The sequence below is a fragment of the Oceanococcus sp. HetDA_MAG_MS8 genome (assembly GCA_019192445.1).
Classification (GTDB): Bacteria; Pseudomonadota; Gammaproteobacteria; order Nevskiales; family Oceanococcaceae; genus MS8.
In genome coordinates this window covers 18379-38255 of the sequence record JAHCMK010000011.1, presented here as the reverse complement: position 1 = coordinate 38255, position 19877 = coordinate 18379, and the positions used below count along the sequence as shown (strand labels likewise).

The window sequence follows — 19877 nt, the reverse complement described above, 5'->3', positions numbered from 1 at the left end:
GTTTGCGCCAAAGTAGGCAGGGGCCGGTGTGCCGGCCAAAGCTTCGCTTTGGCTGGTGAAACGAGGAGACCTGATGTCTGCTGCCCTGCGCATCTTGGTTCTGGGTTCCGCGGCTGGCGGCGGCTCGCCGCAGTGGAACTGTCATTGCGCTATGTGCGCGCAACATGATGGCGCCGCGCCTCCCCCCTTTCCCGCCCGTACCCAAAGTTCTATTGCCCTGAACAGTGCCGGGGACGATTGGTTGCTGATCAACGCCTCCCCAGATTTACGTCAGCAGCTCTTGGGCAACCCCGCTATGCGTCCGGCACGCGGTGTGCGAGATTCTGGCGTGCACTCTGTACTGCTGATGGATAGCCAAATCGACCATTGCAGCGGCTTACTGCTGCTGCGGGAGTCGCGCCAACCTATCCGTCTTTATTGCACGCCCCGTGTGCGTGAAGACTTGGAAACCGGTTACCCCGTGCTGCAAATGCTCAAGAGCTATTGCGACGTGGAATTGCGAGAGATTCAGCCGGACGGCCAAGCTTTTGAGGTGGAAGGCTTACCTGACGTACGGCTACGTGCCATTGCCTTGACCAGCAAACCGCCCCCTTATTCACCGCATCGGGCTGCACCAGCGCCTGGCGACAACATTGGTTTACTTGTCACGCATATGCCCACTCTGCGCAGTTTGTTTTACGCGCCTGGACTTGGCGAGATGGAGCCTGTGGTGGCCGACGCCATGGCTCAGGCTGACTGCATGTTGGTCGATGGCACCTGCTGGACCGACGACGAGATGCAGCGTCGCGGCGTGGGCCATAAGTTGGCGCGCGACATGGGGCACCTGCCGCAGTCAGGCCCGGGTGGCATGCGCGAGGTATTGGCGGCCTTCCCTCAAGTTCGCCGAATTCTGATCCACATCAACAACACCAACCCGATTCTCGACCCCTGCTCGGAAGAAGCGCAGTTGCTTCAAGACGAGGGCATCGAAGTGGCAGAGGACGGAATGGAGATCCGCTTATGTTGACGTCCCCCAATGTTTCGGACGCCGGTGGCGATTTGGAAGCACGCCTGCGTGCCCTCGCTCCCCGCTACCATATCAATCATCCCTTCCAGCAAATGATGGCGCGCGGCGAGCTGGATCGCGCGGCGATCCAGGGCTGGGTGCAAAACCGCTATTACTACCAGATTTGCATCCCCCTCAAAGATGCAGCACTGATGGCGAAGTGCCCGGATGTCGCGGTGCGCCGCCAGTGGGTCCAGCGCATTCTGGACCATGATGGGCATGCCGATGACGAAGGGGGTATTGAGTGTTGGACGCGGCTGGGCATGGCCTGTGGCCTCAGCCGCGAGCAAGTGGAGTCACAAGAGGGGGTATTGCCAGGAGTGCGCTTCGCGGTGGACGCTTATGTGAATTTCGTGCGGCAGGCGGACTGGCACGAGGGTGTGGCGTCATCCCTGACCGAGCTCTTCGCCCCGACCATTCACCGCGCCCGGCTGGATGAGTGGCCACGGCATTACCCCTGGATTGAAGCCAGCGGTTTGGATTATTTTCGCAAGCGCTTGAAGGAAGCCCATCGCGATGTGGAGCATGGGCTTGCCCTCACCCTGGATTACTTCCGCAGCCCCCAGGCGCAGGACCGAGTCGTGGAGATCGTGCGCTTTAAGCAAGACGTGCTGTGGAGCATGTTGGACGCCATGTACTTGCGCTACGTGCTCAACGCCCCCTCAGCCGACCGGCAGATGGAGCAAGCCGCATGACTGCTCTTGCCCAACCCTGGGCTGAGGGAACCAAACTACGTTTGGCACCCAGCATGCGCTTGCAGTGGGAGCAAGCCCAGGAGTGCCATGTGCTGCTCTACCCTGAGGGCATGGTGCAACTCAATACCAGTGCCGCCGCCATACTGGAACTGTGTGACGGTACCCGCGATGTGGAGGCCATCGTCGCCGATTTGCATGCGAAATACCCACAAGCTGGTGATTTGAGCCAGGATGTGTGCGAGTTCTTCGAGGTGGCTGCCGCGCAGGGTTGGGTTCGTGCCGCCTAAGGCGGGCCAAGTTGGTCCGCCACTCTGGTTGCTGGCCGAGCTCAGCTATGCCTGCCCGCTGCAATGTCCCTACTGCAGTAATCCTGTGGACTACGCAAGTGCCGGCGCGGAGCTGAGCACCGCCGAGTGGTCCGAAGTCTTCACCCAGGCTCGTGCCTTGGGCGCTTTGCAACTGGGTTTGTCTGGCGGCGAACCTTTGGTGCGTGATGACCTAGACGACCTAGCCGCGAAGGCCCGCGAGCTGGGGTACTACTCCAACCTAATTACTTCCGGCTACAACCTGGATGCCGCCCGTGTTCGTGCTTTGAAACAGGCCGGTGTTGACCATATTCAGCTCAGCTTCCAGGCCCCTGAAGGCCAGCTTAACGATCTCATTGCCGGCACCCGCACCTATGCACATAAGCTGGATATGGGCCGCGCCATTAAATCAGCGGGTTTTCCCATGGTGCTGTGTTTCGTGGTGTATAGAGACAACATTGGCCAAATTCCGCAGATGCTGGAGCTGGCCCAAGAGTTAGAGGCCGATTATGTGGAGCTGGCAACCACCCAATACTACGGCTGGGCCCACTTGAACCGGGATCGCTTGCTCCCCAGCTTGGAGCAAGTTCGTACAGCGGAAGCTGAAGTGGGCGCATGGAGGGCCCGCCACCAAAACGGCATGAAAATTTTCTTTGTGGTCCCCGACTACTATGAGTCTCGCCCCAAGCCCTGCATGAACGGCTGGGGCGCCACATTCTTGACAGTCACCGCAGATGGTATTGCCTTACCCTGTCATGCGGCTCGCCAACTACCTGGTATGCAGTTTCCGGATTTGCGCCGCGATCACGTTGCCTGGGCTTGGCAGGAGTCCTCCGCCTTTAACCGCTTTCGCGGCTTTGACTGGATGCAAGAACCTTGTCGTTCCTGCGACGAGAAGCACAAAGATTTCGGTGGCTGCCGCTGCCAGGCATTTATGTTCACCGGTGACCCCGCGGCAGCTGATCCTGTGTGTAGCAAATCTCCGCATCGGCCTTTGGTGGATAAGGCCATTAGCGACGCGGCCCGGCCTACGGAAAAGCCGCTCATCTTTCGGAATCTGAAAAACTCCAAGACTCTATCCAGCCAGTGTTAAACAGCGATGATTCATGAGGCTCGTCGTGATTTGCCACGAGTTCATGAAGCGATTCATGTTTGCTTCCAGCGATAGGGCTCTGCAATTCATGGAGCTGCCACGGATGCAGACATATCGACAGATCTTGATGAAGCCTTGTTGCCCTTAGGTGCCAATCACCGCTATGTTGCGCGTAGCAGGAGGGGATAGCATGACTCGAAAAGTGATCGCTATGATTTGTTGTGCGCTTGTGCCGTTGAATGCCTTTGCAGCTGGCGCTGCCAAGTCCGCCGGGCGTGCAGTTGGTCAATTTGGTGCTGGCGTTGGTGAAGGCCTGAGCGAAGGACTGTCGAAGGCTCTAAGCTCCACCCAACCGCAATGGATCACCATCAAACCTCGTTCTAGGGATGAATGCCTTGCCGAGGCCAACGGCGAGGTGAACGTGATCTACATGCGCTGTAGGCATGGCCGACAAGAGCTGGTACGAACCGACGACCGGGGTAATAGGGTCGTGCTCAGTGAGCGACCCATTCCATACCGATAAATCAATGTGGCTCACCGTCTAGCTAGTCGCCGAACTCTTTGGCACAGTCGTCATAACCTGCAAAGGACCAACATAAGTCGATGACTGCAACTTCAATAAACCTGGCACAGGCAATAGCTTTGGGTCCGCCACCACCTGGAAATCTCGCCATCCCCGTGTTCGAACATGGGTCTATGGAGGCGGAGCTATACATGCCCGTCGAGCGCGATCGGCAAAGCCCCCATGACCGGGATGAGATCTACGTGGTGGCACGCGGGCGAGGCCGGTTCTACAACGGTGAGGCCACAGTGTCGGTGGAGGCCGGGTCTTTTCTATTTGTTCCGGCCGGGGTGGAGCATCGCTTCGAGCAGTTCTCCGAGGATTTCGCGGTATGGGTGTTTTTTTATGGCCCCCAGGGCGGTGAGGCACAGTCTTAACGCGGGCTTGTGTCGAGGTGTTTGCGCGCCTTAGCTGCCGCGGGCGCGCTTTTTGATCACCCCTCTTTGCGGATCAAAACCCCAGCAAGCGGCCAGGAAAAACACCAAAAAGCAGCCGCTTACCACGCTGAGGCTGGTCGTTTGCAGCTGACCATGCACAGCGAAGCGAATCAGCTCCACGGCATGGGTGAGGGGGTTGATGGAGGCCACCCAATACAGCCATTCCGCCCCAGACTCGCGCAGTTTCCACAAGGGGTACAGCGCGGTGGACAAGAAAAACATGGGGAAGATCACGAAGTTCATGGTGCCGGCAAAGTTTTCCAACTGGCGGATGCTGGTTGCCAGCAGCAGCCCCAGGGCCCCCAACATCATGCCGCTAATCATCAACGCCGGGAGCACCTGGAGGTAACCCAGCCAGGGCAGGCCTACACCGAACAGGGCGCAGAGCAACAAGAAGGCGTAGGCCTGGGCCACAGAGAGCACCACGCCACCAAAAAGCTTGCAGGCCAACAACCACCAGCGCGGTAGTGGCGCGGTGAGCAGCAAGCGCATGGTGCCCATTTCGCGATCGTAGACCATGGCCAGGCTGGATTGCATGCCATTAAACAGCAGCACCATGCCGAGTAGGCCAGGGGCGATGTAAACCTGATAGGTCACAAAGCTGGTGTAGGGCTCAATGACAGCCACGCCAAAGACGTTTTGAAAGCCGGCGGCGAAGACCACTAACCATAATGTCGGCCGGACCAGTGATGACAGCAGACGCGAACGCTGCTGGACGAAGCGCAATAATTCGCGGGTGACGACAGCATGCAGAGCCTGCAGGGCGTGGCCGATCATTGGCAGCCTCCTTCATTGTCTGCGGTACCTAAGGTGTCGAGGTTGTTGCGTGGGTGGGCAAAGCCCTCTAGTGGCGCGCTGCTGATGACCCAGTCCGAGGTGGCCAGCAGCAGGGGTTGGCGTAGCTGCCCACTCCAGGGTCGAAAACCCAGTCGGAAGCCCTTAAACCCATCCAGATAAATCTCCTGGCTGCGCAAGAATTGATCGCGTGCCGCAAAGTCGGGGCTAGGGCTACGTTGACTGGCCTCGAGCACGGCTTTGGTCGCCATCCACGCTGCCCAGTCCACGTCGGTGGCCGGCCGATCCAGGGCCTCATGCAGGCGATTATTAAGTTGCTTAGCACCGTAACGCTCCCAGCGCGGATGCCAGGCGCGGGCGGTGAGGCCGGCACTGCCGGCCACCGGTCGTGGGTGTTGGGTGGCATAGGGGGTACGGCGGGCGAACTCACCGCCCGCATCCCAGACCATCACCACATCATGGTCTTTGCCACTGGTGAGCAGTTCTACATTGTTGAGCTCACGGCGGCGCGGGTCATTGCCATACTCAAACACGCGCGTGGCCACCGTTTTGAGCCCGTAACGTTGGGCCGTCGCCTGCCATTGCTGGAGCAAGGAGTGGTCGGTTTGCGCATGGAGCACCAAGATCTTGCGCCAGCGCCGGCTCAGCAGATGTTGAGCCAGGGCATCGCTGCGTTGGCGCGCGGAGGGAATGACGTGCAGCACAGCCGGTTGACACTGGCTTTGGCGCAGAGCCTGATCCTCTGCGCTGATATTGAGCAGGGTCATCCCAGCCGGTATCTCCAGCTTGTGCAGCCACTCTCCAGGAACATCTACCAGTACAAAGCGCCGATTCTGCTGCCGCCACTGCTCCAATAAGGGGGCAAGGTCTGTGGATTGCTGCAGCCGCTGGTGCTCCAGTTGCGCCCTGAGGTTTTGGGCCTGCAGAGCAAAGCGGGCCTCATCCAGGGCCATTTGAGCAGCCGCCAGGGGGCGCCCCCATGGAGCTTGAGGGTAGCGTTGCTCGGTATGGGAGTCGCGGTAGCGGGGGTCGGCCTGCCAGTCCACATAACCCAGAGCCAACTGCGCAGCATGTGCCCAGGGCGGAAAGAACACTAGGCCTAGCAACAGGCCCAAACACAGTGTGCAAGCCATGGCCCCTGTGCTGCCCGGCCAATTCCGAGCCTGCGCGGCGCCTGGCGGGGCGCCGGTCATGGCAGTACCACGATGCTATGCGGGGTGCGTCCGGCGCTGGCTGCAGTAACCAACTTCCAGCGCTCCAAATCCACCCGCGCGACATCGTCCGACAAACCATTACTCACGTAGAGCCAAGGCTGGGTGGGGTGCAAGGCCAACCCCCAGGCCCGCTGCCCGGTGAGCAAATAGTCTTCTACCTGGCGGCTGCGCACATCCACCCGGGCAATATGATTGCTGCGGCCCAATGCCACGTAGGCGGTTTGCTTATCGGCGCTGAGCACCAACCCCACCGGGCCTAAATCTTCGGGGCGAAAGCCTTTGGGTGCAAAGCGAATCCGCTGGACTTCGCGGGCCTGACTCAGGTCGACCACACTGAGATCACCAGAGAGTTCATTGGTCACCCACAGCTCCTTTTCACCAGCACTGAGCGCCATCCGCCGCGGCCGGTTGCCGACGAGGATATTGGCGACGATGGTGTGCGCCGCGGTATCGACCACATGGATCATGTTGGCCACTTCCGATGCCACATAGGCCCGACTGCCATCGGCATTGAGCACAATGCCCTCCGGTTCGGGGCCGGTATCCACCTCGGCTAATACCTCCCCAGATTGGGCATCCAGCAGGCTTATCTGAGCGTCGTCTTCATTACTCACCCACAGCTGGCTCCCATCGGGTGTGAGGGCGAACATTTCGGGGTCGTCCAGGGGATGTAACCGCCGCTGTCTCTGAAGCGTGGCGACGTCAATCACATCGATGCTATCGCCATCGCCGCAGGCGACATACAGCCATCGGCCATCACTGGAAAGCTGCATATCGCGGGGGCGTTCGCTCACCGCGATTTGGCGCAAGGTCTGCAGGTTGTCTGCCTGAAGTACCTGTAAAACATCGTCGCCTTCACTAGAAACAATGATGCGTTCAGCAGCCAGTACCGATGGACTGCAGAGCCAGAGCCCAAGGCTCAGAAGAGTTAAGCGGGACATGGTGTGGCCTGGGTAAGATGTAAAAACACGGATTCCAAATCCTCCTGCTCATGGTCTTGGCAAAGCACTGAGGGAGTGCCGCTGGCGATGATCTGACCGTGATGAAGAATCACTACGCGATCGGCCGCATGGGCCTCCTCCACCAGATGAGTGGCCCACAAAACGCCCAGGCCATCGCGCTGACAGCGTTCGCGGACATCGGCTAATAGGCGCCGTCGTGAGGCTGGGTCTAGGCCGACGGTTGCCTCATCCATCAGCAGTAAGGCTGGGGCATGCAAGAGCGCCCGCACCATTTCCACCCGGCGGCGCATGCCCCCAGACAGGCTGCGCGCCTTGGCATGCGCATGCTCCTCCAATCCGGCCATATGCATAGCCTGGGCAATGGCTGGACCGGCGCGCTTACCCAGCCCATGCAAACGGGCATGAAAGCTCAAGTTGCCCTGAACGCTGAGGTCTAGGTCTAAAGCTGGCTGCTGGAAGACTACACCGATTCGAGCGAGTGCCCGAATGGGCTGGTGGGCCATATCGTGATTGCAGACTATGACCTTGCCTGCGTCGGCTGTGAACAGCCCGCTGAGAATTTGGAACAAGGTGGACTTACCAGCCCCGTTGGGTCCCAATAAGGCAACGAACTCTCCAGGGTGCAGGTTGAGACTCACACCTCTGAGGGCATGCTTGCTGCCATAACTTTTATGCACCTGAGCAATGCTCAGAACGGGGGCATTCATGCGCTTTTCTCCTCACCGGCCAGCAGGCCGGGATGATCGCTGAGTAAATCGCTGTAAACCTGCGCAATGGCGGCTGAATCGGGGTGTCGAGGGCGAGGCAGGTCAATCTCAATCTCGCGCAGCACCTGACCATGACGCGACAAGAACACAATGCTGTCGGCCAAGCTCAAGGCTTCGCGCAGGTCATGCGTCACCAGCAATATGCCGGCTTCGGTGCGTTGCCATAGGCTGAGCAACACCTGGTGCAGAGCCTGGGCCGCTGGGGCGTCCAGGGAGGCGAAGGGCTCGTCCAAGAGTAGCCAGCTCGGGTTCAAAAGGCAGGCCCTCGCCAAGGCGACACGCCGCTGCATGCCACCGGAAAGCTGGCTGGGGAATTGGTGCTGGCAGCCGCCCAGGCCTACGGCCTCCAGCAGAGTCTGCACGCGATGCTGATCCGGTTGGGGCTGGACCAAGAGTAGGTTCTGGGCCACTGTCAGCCAAGGCATTAAGCGTGGGTCTTGGAACACAAAACCCACATCCTTTGGGCGAGCTTGAGTGTTTCCCCAAAGCAGGCGACCTGCGAAGTCGTTATCCAGGCCCGCCAGAATATGTAACAAGGTGGACTTGCCCACGCCGGACGGACCGACGATCGCGACAAAACGACCGGGCTCCAGGTCTAATTGCAGGTTGGGCAGCAGGCGCGGCCCCTGGGGGCTGTGCTGCTTAGCGTGAATGCGGATTTGCCAATGGTTCATGGTCGCCACCTGTTGAAGCGACGCTCGGCCGGGCGCAGGATCAAAGCTTCCAGGCTGATGACGACCAGGGCGAAGGCGAGGGTATAGGCCAGCACCCCAGCGATATCGAAGTAGTGGAAATAGCTAGACAGCTGGAATCCCACCCCGTTGGGTCGGCCCATTAACTCCACGACCAGCACAATTTTCCAAATTAAGGCCAAGCCAGAGCGTGCTGCCACCAACATGTATGGCACCAACTGCGGTAGCACCACTCGGCCTAATCGTCGCAGCGGCGGGAGCTGGTACACGGCGGCCACTTCGAGCAATTTACGATCAAGCGCTCGTGTTCCCTCGCGCAAGGTCACCACTACGGTAGGAATCTTGTTCAAGGCCACGGCGAGTATGGCAGCCAAGTCGGAGAGTCCAAACCACACATAACACAGGATCATGGTGACCAAAGCCGGCAAGTTCAGGCTCAGTACAAGTAGGCCATCTAAAGCCGCGTTGAGGCGTGCCGAGCGGCCCATGGCCATGCCGAGGGCGCAGCCTAGGCCCATCGCCAGCACAAAGGCGCTGCCCACCCTGGCCAGAGTGGCACCGAGGTGGAAGAGCAGCTCTCCGTGCAGGGTTTCCCGTAGCAACACCTGCAGCACCTGCGCCGGGCCCGGTAATAAGGGGTCTTGCAGTAGCCACGCCGACAATTGCCACGCAGCAACTAGGCCTAGCCAGCCAAGCCAATGCCAGCGCCGCTCGGCAGTGGTACTTAGAGAGCCTGCGCTTAAGGTGTGGTGGGCGGTGTCCAGAAGACCCCCTCGCTGAGTGTGGGGCTGCGTCCAACCAGGGCGGGGCCACCCAGCTTGGCCAAGCGCGCATAAAGAGCAGCGGCTTCGCTGCGATTCACCTGCATGTTGGGCTCTGGGATGCCCTCGCGATAGGCGTCGCGTAGGGCCTCAAAGGTGGCTTGGTCCGGGGCTTTCATCTGCGGGCGTAGCCGCTGCCATTCGGCATCGCTGCTGCGGAGGATGTTTTTAGCGGCTTGAGAGGCCGCTAAAAAACCGCGCAGGGCGGCAGGCTGCTCACGCGCAAAGTCCTCCGCAAAGACCCAGCCTAGGAGTGGCAGGGGTTCATGGACCTCCAGAGCGCTAAGCATTTGCTCCACCCGCAGGACCGGCTGGTGTCCAGCAGCAATGAGGCGGGTGTTGAAGTGCCAGAAGTTGAGCACGGCATCAAGTCGTCCTCGGCTGAGCAACTGATTCAGCGTTGGCGGTGCGGCGAATTCCAGTTCGGTGCTGTCGCGCAGCCTGATGCCATGCTCCTGTTGCGCATAGGCCTGCAGCAGCAGCCAGCTTTTATCGGTGGGGCCTCCGCCGATACCCAGACGCAGTCCTCTTAAGTCGCGAAGGTCTGCAAAATGTCGATCCTTATGCATGACAAGTGCGCCCGTGGCGAGGGTATGCGCGACGAATTGGTAGGCTCGGCCGCTGCCGCGTTGACGCGAGACCCAGAACCAATTGCTCACCACCACATCTGCGGCCCCCCCTTGCAAAGCAATGGTGGACGCGTCGTTATTGGCGACGGGGATATGGACCAACTCGACTCCGTAGCGTTGGGGCAGTTGATGATGCTGCAGAGTGTTGATTTCCCAGGCCACAGTGCCAAAGCTCAGTGTGGCCACGCGCACTTGTGGCAAATCAGCCGCCTGGGCTGTGGGCCAGCAGCTTAGGGCCAATGCCAGTGGCCCCAGAGCGATGCCGAACCAGCGGCAAAGCCGCCTTAAGGGTGGGCTCATGTGTCTCCTCGAACTGCGCCTTCGCGCTAGATACTCCTTCCCAACCGCAAGTTCGGTGCCAAGCAGACTCGGCGTTTCAGCCGCATCAAGGCGGCGTTTTGGGCCTGGGCGTCCAAGGAAGTGTCACGAATGTGTGACAGAGTGTTCGATGGCTTGGAGGCGATCCAGCATGTCTGGGTGGGTGTTCCAAAAGCTGGCGTACAGGGGGTGACTGCGGCCTGGGTCGGGTTGCAGCTTGCGCAGGGCCCGCGCCAGGTCACTAGCACTGCTGTGCTCGCTGGCGAAGGTATCGGCTTCAAACTCAAAGCGGCGTTGCTGGGTTGCTAACAGCGGCGTGGCGAGTAAGCGCATGATGGCCACAATGAGCAAGGTAAGGGGAATGGCGGCGGGGCTTGCGTTAGCGTGGCTGTGCATCAATGGCCATAGCAGTACGGCAGTGCCTGCGCAGAGTAGCCAAACGCCGCACTGCAATGCGAAGCGTTGGGCAAAGTGGCCCAAGCGGATATGGCCGATTTCATGCGCCATGACAGCATCGACTTCCCCACGATCCAATATGTCCAAGAGTTTGGGCCAGAGCCAGACTTTGGGTCGCCGGCTGGGGCCGCCAGCACGGGCATTCACAGTGTAAGGGTCGCTGCCGACAATGCGCACATCCAGGGGGATTCCCCAGCGTTGTCCCCACTCCCGGAAGTGCATGGCGCGGGCCGTATCGGGAAGCTGGCTCGCACCGGGTGGCGTCTGTTGGAGCTGTAACCATAACCACTCTGCGGGCGGGCCAATAATGGCAATAAGCCACCATGCGCGGGCTCCGAAGGTGGTCGTCAGCAGGGGGCCAAGTAGTCCTGCGCAAAGAACTGCAGCCAGGATCACCCATTCACTCTTCAGACTGCGCCAAGCGATTTGTCGCCACTCCATTCCCATCACTTGCCGCATCGGACCCATGCGTAGGGGCAAAAAAATACAGATGTAGCCAAGGACCAAGCAGGCCGAGGCCCAGCTGCTGGGGGCGGACAAGGCCAGGGGCGGGACCCTATGTGGCCAGCCCAGCGCCAGCAATATGCCCAGCACGGTCCCCGGTAAGATGAGCTTGAAACTGCGCCAAAAGCAGCGAGCGCGACCGACGATGGAATATTGCTGCACCCATTCACAGCGGCTGGGATACCAACCCAACAGCAGTGTGATGCTGGTCAAGGCCCAGGCAATGGCATCAAAACTGAAAACGCCGGAGTCCACGGTCGAGGCAGTCGCGTCAGTGAGGAGCAGCCAAGACTACGCCATCGACCGTGAACCCGTCGCACACATTGTGTTGATGTTGATCGTCAATAAAAACGTGAGTGGATGAGATCGCTGCGCAGTTCGCTTAGGGCTATGCTTGGAGGCGCTGTCGCCCAGGAGCAGCTGGGCGCAAGTTCTGCTTGGTGCTTAGCCAAGTGCCCAGCGCAAGGGAGGACTCCAGGCTGGTGCGCAGCATTACTGCAGCTGCGCGGTAAGGCCCACCAACACACTGCGCCGGGCGCCGGGCCGAATGCCGTTTTCCAGGTCGTTGATATAGAGCCGATCCGCTAAATTGCGCCCCGCGATCCACCATTCCACTTGGGTGCCGCCCATCCGCGTGGTGTAGCCCGCGCGGGCTGAGATGACCGTTCTTGAAGGCACGCGCCCGAGCACAACCACCTCACGGATTTCGATTTCGTCGTCAGGGCTTACCGGTTCGCGATCTTCGTCGGCAAGGGTCAGGTCCTGGGTGTTGAGCAGGTCAGAGAAGTAATCACCTAAGTGGGAGGCGGTGATCGAGGCATGCCAGCGGCTGCCATCGCGTAGCCCTAGCGTGAGGGTGCCGGCATGCTCCGACACCCCCGGTACCCGATTGCCGTCAACGGCGCCCTCGGTGAAATTAGCGCGGGCAAAACTGGCTCCCAGATCCACAAAGCCGGTTACCTGACCCCACAGGGGCTGGGTTTCTACGCCTAGCCCCAGGTCCACACCATAGGTCTCCGAATCAGCCGCATTGAGGCGAACGTTATCGTCATCAATGGTGAAGGGAAGTTGCACCACGGTGTCTTCGATTTGACTGTAGAACGCGGCTACATCGATGTACCAGCCGGAGTCTAGAACGGTACGCAGGCCGACTTGGGCGTTGTTGCCGATTTCCGGGTCCAGTGGGAACTCTTCGGCAGTGCGGGCGAAGGCCGGGGTGTAGCCACGTGCGAGGTTGGCGAAGATCTCAGTGTTGTCGATTCCGCGGTAGAGCAATGCCAAGCTGGGCAGGGTGATGGTTTGGGCGTCGCGCTCTTGGCCGCTTCCGGGGTCGTCGCCGCGAAAGCGTTCATCTTTGCTGATTTCATAACGCTCGGCGCGCAGGCCTGCCGTGAGTGCCCAATCGCCCCATTCAATGCGATCAAGCAGGTAGCCACTAACAGCGCTGGACTGATATTTGGTCAAACGCGCAGCGGCGAGGTCATTTTCACCCTCGAACTGGCCGCGGTTGTTCGCATTGAGGATTTCGCCAGCCTCGCCGAATGAACGCTTGTCATCAAATATGCCGCGATGCAGTTGTACGCCCCAGGACAAACGGTGAGCACCGCGTGTCAGCACGAAACGGGTTTCTGCACCCAAATTTTGGTAGTCACGAGTACGGCTTACCATCACGCCGGACTCACCAGGAATAAAGATGTAATCGGGGTCGGTTTGGACCACTTCAGGCAGGGCGGCGACTTCGACTTCATCCGGGTCGACGGTGAAACGCGGCCGGAACAGGCGGCTGGCATACATGCGTGAACTCACCTGCAGGCTGTCGCTCTCCCATTGATGGGTCAGGTCTAATTTGTAGTAGTCCGGAGCGATGGTGTTGTTTTCCTGGGCGAAGCGGTCCCGCTTGCGGTGAGGCGCAATCGCAAACTCTTGTGGGGTCAGGTTGGACTCATCGTAGTTGGAGCGTTCGCGAGCGAAGGTGGCGGACAGGCCGATACTTTGGCGCTCACTCAGTGCCCAATCCAAACTGCCAAAGTAGTCATCGAAGCGGGTACGCTCCACATCGAAGACACCATCACCGGCAAAGCCGGTGTAGGACAGCACCGTGCCCAGCTTGCCATCCGTACGCTGGTGCATCACATGCCGGGTGCTGGTGTTCAAATTCCCCGCTCCCAGTTCAATGGTAGTGCGGGGCGCGGCTGTGGGCTGTTTGTTGCGCAGGTTGACGATGCCGTAGTTGTTAATAGGGCCGTAGATGACGTGGCCGGCGCCCAGCAAGGCATCGACTCCCTCCAGACGCTGTTGCGGCGGGGTGTAGTGCGCGGAGGAATCGAGGTAGGCGGAGGCATTGATGGGCACGCCGTCTTCCAGCAGCAACACCTTACGCGAGCGCCGCGGTTGCGAGCCCCGAACGCCAATGCCCACCCGCCGGCCCATGGCGTCATCGTCTAGCGTGCGCAAGCCTGGAATTTGCTCTAAGGCGTCGTGCAGGCTCAGAGGACGGCGCCGGATGAGCACCTCTTCGTCAATTTGCCGCGCTGCACCAGCGGTCCCAGCACGACTTCCGTCAAAAGTGCTTTCGACGATGATGGGTGGAAAAACCGTGACCTCAGCGTCCTCGGAGAGTTTTTCATCTGCATCATCCGCCTTGTCCTTGGAACTGGCTTCTGCGACCTCAGTGCTGGTCGGCGAGCCTGTGGTCAGGTCTGCATGTCCGAGCGCTGCATACCCACAGCACAGCAATATCATCCAGCGCAAGCTACTCATCGTCTAATCAACCGAAGAAACCGAGGCTTCAGCGTAGATTTAGATAGGGAGATAGAGTGAACATGGCATGAAATTCGGGACAATGTCCCAAAGCTCCCCGAGCCGAGCACCGAGCCTCTAACGAGGGTGCGGGACTACAGCGACATTAGCTTCCGCGACAAGCTGGCAGCTCAGCCTAGCCCAGAGCCAACTAGTTGCAATGCTGGTCCGAGCGAATGAGCAGCCACTCGGCATCGTGTGCCTTGCGCAGGAAATCTAGGGCGCTGCGTTCTGGCTCGGGGGCACAAGGAAAGTGGCTGCGAAACTGACTTAAGACTTGGTCAAGGTTTTGCTGTCCATTGCACTGGGTTAGCAAAAAGGCTGCGTGCTCATTGAGCACCACTTCTTCCGCGGGTCCGCGCAGGCGTACTTCATCGCCTGTGTCGGTTTGCCAAAGCACCCAGTGCGGGTGCAGTTCAAACACGGCATGACCGGAGGTGATCAGCCAGTCTTGCATGAGGTCTCCAAGGCACAATCGCAAGGATTGGCCGGTGCACAAAAACCAGGACTTTCACATTACGCCCGATTCTTCCGCGCAGCAAAAAACGCGAGTAGGTCATTGCCTGGGGGATTATGCAAGCCTCTGAAAAAATGAAGAAAAATCCCTCTTATAGGTATAAGTACCTAGTCCTAAAGCGCGTCCAAAATCCGCGCTCCGTTATCGAAATTTTGCGCTGCAACGGCGGGTAGTAATGCCCGAAAACCGGGTTCAGGCCGAGCTGTGGGCCAGCGTGGTGTAGGGTTGTTTGGCAGGACGATTGGCCGCCTGTGCGGAATGAGGCGGAGCCGGTTTTGGAGGCTGTATGTGCGGACGGTTCGAACAGCATATTGAATGGCAGCAAGGTTGGACCGAGCTGCTCAAAGACTGGCCCTGGTCGCCGCGCCACAACCTCAAGCCCACGCAAGCCGTGGGGACCGTGGATGCTCAAGGCTTTCAGCAGCGGCAATGGTGGCTGGTGCCGCCCTGGGCCTCATCGCCGCAGTCTCGGTATCCCACCTTTAATGCACGGGCGGAAACCCTGGCCGAAAAGCCCAGCTTTCGGCGGGCATGGTCGCAATCGCAGCGCTGCATTGTGCCGGCCTCACGCTACTTCGAGTGGGCTCTGCGCGCCGGAGTCAAGCAATGTCACGCCGTCGAGGCGGCCAATGGAGAACCTTTGTTGTTGGCGGGCTTATGGGAGCGCTGGCGCGGTGACGACAGCGAGATCCATAGCTGCACCATCGTCACCGTACCGGCCTCCAACGACATGGCTGTGCTGCACCCGCGGATGCCCTTAATCCTGAGAACCGCAGCCAATGCCGACGAATGGCTACACGCCGATGTGGACACGGCTGCCAAGCAACTGCAACCCGTTGATGCGTCGTTGCGGGTCAAGACCGTGGATAGCCCAGAGCCAGATGCTTCTCAGTCTGGTCAGCAGCCCTTGTTCTAGGCATTTGTCTGCAAACAAAGTACCTAATTTACAGAGGTATGGACTGATTGAGCAGTCGGGAACGAGGCCGCCATTGGTGTAAGGACTTGCTGCGCCATTTCAAGTGCTTTAACTAACCGCTGCGCCGCATCGATACACGCTTCAAGTTGCCCAGCTTGAGCAAAGCACTCGGCTTGTCCTGCCAACCGAGCAAGGTGGCGTAATCCCATCGTGAGCGCTAGCGACTTCGTGGGATGGGCGCTCTTTTGGATGGCAGGTAAGTATCGGTCTTTGGCAGCTTGACTCACGATGGCACGGCAAAGCGCGAATTCGTTGATCGTCTTATGGATGAGCTCGGGAATCAGGCCAATACCAATCTCTGTCCCGAGTGACTCCAATGCCGCTTTCACGGACTCCGTCTCGGGTTGATCTAGGGTTTCAAGAACGGCAAGTAACGCAGGCCTTTGCATGGGTTTAGTGAGGTAATGATTCATGCCAGCTTGCAGGCAATTATCTAGCTCACTTCTCACAGCATTTGCCGTCAACGCGATGATCGGAGTGTCCGCCCACGGCGCGCCACTGGTACGTATGGCTTTCGTGGCTTCAATACCGTCCATCTCCGGCATACGCAGGTCCATTAATACGCCGTCATAAGCACGCTCAGCAATCTTGTCCAGTGCTTCACGCCCATTATTGGCGACATCGACGTGATGACCCAACTTTTGAATCGTCGCAGCAGCGACCATCTGGTTCGCCGGGCTATCTTCCACTAGCAGAATTTTCAGTGGGCGCGAGTGTTGTGGGGCTTGTTGGTTGGTTGAGGATGATAGGGGTGCTGGCGCTTCAACTCCGGCGATAGCCGCTTTGAGGGCTCGCCAAGATAATGGCTTAGGCAAGCAATGACCGAGCCCGGCAAAGTTGGTTTTGCACTGGTTAGCGCAGCGCCCAATACTGACGATCCGTTGGCGTGCAAGCCCGGCTACATCGGCCGCCTCCATCAACCACTGCAATGGAGCGTCGTAATCGTCCAGGTCTACTATGGCCAGATGGATGCCTTGCAATTCTTTGCCCAACCAATGAGGTTGTCGCAGGTGTACGGGGTGGTACCCCAGTAGAGAGAGCTGCTCGCTGAGCCCACGCACAGTCATTGGATTGTTGCTTAGAACAGCCGCTCGTTTTTGGATATGACTGTGGCTATGGTCATGAGAAGGGGCTGCTTCGATGATCGGTACGTTCAGCTCTAACCAGAAAATGGCTCCTTGCCCAGGTTGACTCTGAACTCCCATATCTCCACCCATATGCAGGCACAGGCTTTTCGCAATGGCTAAGCCGAGACCAACACCATCATGGGAACTGTGGGATGACTCATCAGCCTGAGCAAACTCGCTAAAAATATGGTGGTGCTGCTCTACGGGAATACCAGGGCCGCTATCTTCTACGGAGAATCTGATCCGTGCTTCATTCGCCTCCTCACCGATCAATTCAGAGCGGAGAATCACCCCGCCTTTGTGAGTGAATTTAATGGCATTGTCTAAGAAATTACTCAAAATTTGGCGTAGTCGTTGGCTATCGGCGCGCACCATTTTGGGAAGATGAGGGTCGATGACCGTCAGTACATCAATGCCGCTCTTTGCGGCTTTAGCAAAAGCTGCCGAAGCTTGATCTTGGAGGAAGTTCGCTAGGTACACATCATGCTGGTGGAGCGTCAGCTCGTTGGCTTCGATCTTTGAAAAATCCAACACACCTTCGATGAGGTTTAGAAGAGCGTGGCCGGAGCTGCGAATAGTTTGAGCATATTTTTGCTGCTCCGGCGCCAAAGCCGAGTCAAGCATAAGATCAATCGCTCCCAGCACCGCATTCAATGGAGAACGTAGCTCATGGCTCATATGGGCAACGAATCTGGACTTCGCCTCATTGGCTTTCTCCGCTTCGATTTTGGCTAGTTTCAGTTCGTCTTCGTATGCCTTGCGCTTCGAGATATCGCGAACGAATGCGGTGAAATACGTTGTGCCGCCGATTGCAAAGGGCACAGTGGTAAGCTCGGCCATGAAGCGAGAGCCATCTTTGCGAATCGAAGGAACTTCTACCCGTTGATTGAGTACTGGGCCGTGACCGGTCTCTCGATAGCGCTGCATGCCCTCATCATGCATGGCCCGCATCTCGGGAGGCACAACCAGGGCGGAAACTGGCTGACCGATTGCTTCGCTTCGGGTGTAACCAAACAAAACCTCGGCAGAGGGACCGAATTCCACGATATTGCCGCTGTAGTCAATGGTGATGAGCGCGTCGAGGCTCGAACGAGCTACAGCTGCCATGATGTTTTGAGCTAACTGTTGGCTCTGCTCTTGGAATTGTCCTTCGTTCATGCTGGCTCCCGCGCCATGGAGTCCCAACTCTTTATTTTTCGGTAAATCGTTGATGCACTTATTCCTAAGTGAGCCGCAGCTACTGGGATATTTCCCTTGCAGGCAGCAATGGCCTTCTTGATGCAACGCATCTCGCTTAGCCACAGGGGCTCTATATCGCTCGCGGCATGTCGCGGTGGCGGCGACTGCTCGGCGGCGGAGCGCTGTGACGATTGGCATGGTTGCGAAGTCGCGGAGTTAGGTAGTGTTGCCCCGTCCCTACTGTTGTGCGGGGATGTCGAACTTGCAGACGGACTCGAAGGCGCCAAAGCAGCAAGACTTTCTGCGTCGATGGATTGAGTGCCACCAAGAAGCAGTAGTTGGTGTATTCGATTGTGTAGCTCACGAACATTGCCTGGCCAGGCTTGCTCTAACAACCATGTCTCTGCAGAAGGCTGCAGCTCTGGGCAAGGTTTTGATTCGGTTTGACTGAGGTTCTGGAGAAAATAACGAGCCAGCATCAGGACATCATCGCCACGCTCTCTGAGCGGTGGCAGCTGAATCGGGATGACGTTGAGGCGGTAGTAGAGATCTTCCCGAAAGCAACCATCCTGTACCTGCTTCCAGGGGTCACGGTTAGTCGCACAGACGATACGCACATCAGCCGTGCGACTTCGCTGACTACCGACACGTTGCACTTGGCCACTCTGGATCACCCGAAGCAGCTTTACCTGCTGATCTGGGTCCATCTCTCCAAGCTCGTCTAGGAACAAGGTGCCGCCATGAGCAGCTTCAAAGGCACCTACACGATCTTGGTGAGCACCGCTAAATGCGCCTTTCACGTGCCCAAACATTTCACTCTCAAAAAGGTCTCGAGGAATGGCGCCGCAATTGATTGCTATGAAAGGACCATTGGCACGATCACTTTGGTTGTGAATGGCGCTCGCGCACAGCTCCTTGCCCGTCCCGGATTCGCCGGTAATAAATACAGAGGCTCGGCTAGCCGCGGCGCTTTGAATAGTGCGATACACCGCTTGCATCGCCAATGAGCCGCCAACAAAGCCAGCGAATTCACTGCGCCGACTATCGTCCTCCAGCGCTTGTACCTTGCCTTGTAAGCGGACCCGGTCCAGTAGGTTGTCCACCGTAACCTGTAAACGCTCGGCTGCGAATGGCTTTTCCAAGAAGTCGTCGGCACCGAACTTCATTGCGTCTGCGGCGGGGTTCAAAGCCCCATGTGCGGTCATAGCGATACAGGGGCAACTCACCCCTTTTTCCCGAATGTCCCGCAGAATCTCGAGGCCATGACGATCAGGTAGCTCAAGGTCCAGGAGCAGCAGATCAGGCGGCTGGCTGAGAATCTCATCCAGCGCTGGGTGCCCTTCGTTGAAGCAGCGCACGGTAAAACCCATTCTGCTGAGGTACTGCTCGTAGATCATGTTTAACGCCTCGTTATCTTCAACGAGTACAGCACTGATCGGATTATGTTTTCTAGCCTGCATCGGGCGAGCCTCTTCGAACTGAGAACCACCCTCCCAATTTGCGTTGCAAAATGCATGGCGCGCCGTGAAGAAAATGTTGAGCCTCAGAAGAGCGTCCCAGATGAGCGGGCGCTGACGCCGGCCATGTTTGGCCAAAATGTGGTGGCCACTGCGGAAAGTGCATCGAAGCCGGAGCTGATGATGGCCGAGATGATTTCACCGCAGTGGCTACTGAGTTCTGCAGCCTACGTGCCGCCCAGCAAAATCACAGAAATTCATGCAATCATAAGCGTCTAGAGACGTCGCTACATGCTCTACGCTGCCGAGCACTTTCAAATTGCGATCGTTTTTCGCAGATTGCATTGCAATCCGACACTTCCTCGAGCGCAATGCGAAAGTCCAAGGCCGAGCACCAGCTTGCCGCTGCGAGGAAATGCCATGGCCATTCAACGCCGAGACCAGACCATGCGGTGTTTTGGAAACGGCCGAACGCGATAGCACGCCGTGACTTCAAGCGTTACTCCAACACATACAGCGTAGGGGCA

At 58.5% G+C, this 19877-nt stretch carries 20 protein-coding genes; 8 read left to right on the top strand and 12 right to left on the bottom strand.

What is annotated here, in order from left to right; all coding sequences use genetic code 11:
- Positions 1-85: 85 nt before the first annotated feature.
- The 6 genes from pqqB to KI787_14705 all read left to right on the top strand — a co-directional run bounded on the left by pqqB (position 86) and on the right by KI787_14705 (position 4077).
- On the top strand, positions 86-1006 hold the full coding sequence (gene pqqB / locus KI787_14730) for a pyrroloquinoline quinone biosynthesis protein PqqB (protein MBV6631209.1): 921 nt from the start codon (positions 86-88) through the stop codon (positions 1004-1006).
- Positions 1000-1740: a pyrroloquinoline-quinone synthase PqqC gene (gene pqqC, locus KI787_14725; protein ID MBV6631208.1), complete on the top strand. Its 741-nt coding sequence runs from the start codon at positions 1000-1002 to the stop codon at positions 1738-1740. Before pqqB ends, pqqC begins: the two co-directional genes overlap by 7 nt.
- Positions 1737-2027 carry a pyrroloquinoline quinone biosynthesis peptide chaperone PqqD gene (pqqD, locus tag KI787_14720; GenBank protein ID MBV6631207.1) on the top strand — a complete coding sequence of 97 codons (291 nt, stop codon included), beginning with the start codon at positions 1737-1739 and terminating at the stop codon, positions 2025-2027. The genes pqqC and pqqD overlap by 4 nt, the downstream gene beginning before the upstream one ends.
- Positions 1972-3138, top strand: a complete 1167-nt coding sequence (gene pqqE, locus KI787_14715; GenBank protein ID MBV6631206.1) for a pyrroloquinoline quinone biosynthesis protein PqqE — start codon at positions 1972-1974, stop codon at positions 3136-3138. The genes pqqD and pqqE overlap by 56 nt, the downstream gene beginning before the upstream one ends.
- Positions 3139-3328: 190 nt before the next feature.
- Positions 3329-3661 (top strand): hypothetical protein, encoded by a 333-nt coding sequence (locus tag KI787_14710; protein MBV6631205.1) that lies wholly within the window; start codon positions 3329-3331, stop codon positions 3659-3661.
- 191 nt (positions 3662-3852) lie between these two features.
- Complete coding sequence (locus KI787_14705) at positions 3853-4077, top strand: cupin domain-containing protein (protein MBV6631204.1); 225 nt, start codon at positions 3853-3855, stop codon at positions 4075-4077.
- A gap of 30 nt (positions 4078-4107) precedes the next feature.
- Here KI787_14705 and KI787_14700 read toward each other — a convergent pair whose 3' ends face one another.
- The 10 genes from KI787_14700 to KI787_14655 all read right to left on the bottom strand — a co-directional run bounded on the left by KI787_14700 (position 4108) and on the right by KI787_14655 (position 14551).
- Positions 4108-4914, bottom strand: a complete 807-nt coding sequence (locus KI787_14700; GenBank protein ID MBV6631203.1) for an ABC transporter permease — start codon at positions 4912-4914, stop codon at positions 4108-4110.
- Positions 4911-6065: a hypothetical protein gene (locus tag KI787_14695; GenBank protein ID MBV6631202.1), complete on the bottom strand. Its 1155-nt coding sequence runs from the start codon at positions 6063-6065 to the stop codon at positions 4911-4913. Before KI787_14695 ends, KI787_14700 begins: the two co-directional genes overlap by 4 nt.
- A 56-nt stretch (positions 6066-6121) precedes the next feature.
- On the bottom strand, positions 6122-7087 hold the full coding sequence (locus KI787_14690) for a PQQ-dependent catabolism-associated beta-propeller protein (protein MBV6631201.1): 966 nt from the start codon (positions 7085-7087) through the stop codon (positions 6122-6124).
- Positions 7075-7815, bottom strand: coding sequence for an ATP-binding cassette domain-containing protein (locus KI787_14685; protein MBV6631200.1), 741 nt, complete (start codon positions 7813-7815; stop codon positions 7075-7077). Before KI787_14685 ends, KI787_14690 begins: the two co-directional genes overlap by 13 nt.
- Entirely contained in the window at positions 7812-8549 is a 738-nt protein-coding gene (locus tag KI787_14680; GenBank protein ID MBV6631199.1) for an ABC transporter ATP-binding protein, read from the bottom strand. The genes KI787_14685 and KI787_14680 overlap by 4 nt, the downstream gene beginning before the upstream one ends.
- Positions 8546-9229, bottom strand: coding sequence for an ABC transporter permease (locus tag KI787_14675; protein MBV6631198.1), 684 nt, complete (start codon positions 9227-9229; stop codon positions 8546-8548). The genes KI787_14680 and KI787_14675 overlap by 4 nt, the downstream gene beginning before the upstream one ends.
- Before the next feature lie 77 nt (positions 9230-9306).
- Positions 9307-10317, bottom strand: a complete 1011-nt coding sequence (locus KI787_14670; protein ID MBV6631197.1) for an ABC transporter substrate-binding protein — start codon at positions 10315-10317, stop codon at positions 9307-9309.
- Between the two features lie 123 nt (positions 10318-10440).
- Positions 10441-11550 (bottom strand): M48 family metalloprotease, encoded by a 1110-nt coding sequence (locus KI787_14665; protein ID MBV6631196.1) that lies wholly within the window; start codon positions 11548-11550, stop codon positions 10441-10443.
- Positions 11551-11787: 237 nt separating this feature from the next.
- Positions 11788-14055: a TonB-dependent receptor gene (locus tag KI787_14660; protein MBV6631195.1), complete on the bottom strand. Its 2268-nt coding sequence runs from the start codon at positions 14053-14055 to the stop codon at positions 11788-11790.
- 190 nt (positions 14056-14245) lie between these two features.
- Positions 14246-14551 (bottom strand): PqqD family peptide modification chaperone, encoded by a 306-nt coding sequence (locus tag KI787_14655; GenBank protein ID MBV6631194.1) that lies wholly within the window; start codon positions 14549-14551, stop codon positions 14246-14248.
- A 346-nt stretch (positions 14552-14897) separates the two neighbouring features.
- On the opposite strand from KI787_14655, the gene KI787_14650 reads away from it, so the two are divergent.
- Positions 14898-15527 (top strand): SOS response-associated peptidase, encoded by a 630-nt coding sequence (locus tag KI787_14650; protein MBV6631193.1) that lies wholly within the window; start codon positions 14898-14900, stop codon positions 15525-15527.
- 23 nt (positions 15528-15550) lie between these two features.
- On the opposite strand, the gene KI787_14645 is transcribed toward KI787_14650, so the two are convergent.
- Together KI787_14645 and KI787_14640 are read right to left on the bottom strand one after the other, a co-directional pair.
- Positions 15551-17872, bottom strand: coding sequence for a response regulator (locus KI787_14645; GenBank protein ID MBV6631192.1), 2322 nt, complete (start codon positions 17870-17872; stop codon positions 15551-15553).
- Positions 17869-19353 (bottom strand): sigma-54-dependent Fis family transcriptional regulator, encoded by a 1485-nt coding sequence (locus KI787_14640; protein ID MBV6631191.1) that lies wholly within the window; start codon positions 19351-19353, stop codon positions 17869-17871. The genes KI787_14645 and KI787_14640 overlap by 4 nt, the downstream gene beginning before the upstream one ends.
- A 54-nt stretch (positions 19354-19407) precedes the next feature.
- Between KI787_14640 and KI787_14635 the strand changes: the two genes are divergently transcribed.
- Positions 19408-19629 (top strand): hypothetical protein, encoded by a 222-nt coding sequence (locus KI787_14635; protein MBV6631190.1) that lies wholly within the window; start codon positions 19408-19410, stop codon positions 19627-19629.
- The last annotated feature ends 248 nt before the right edge of the window (positions 19630-19877 follow it).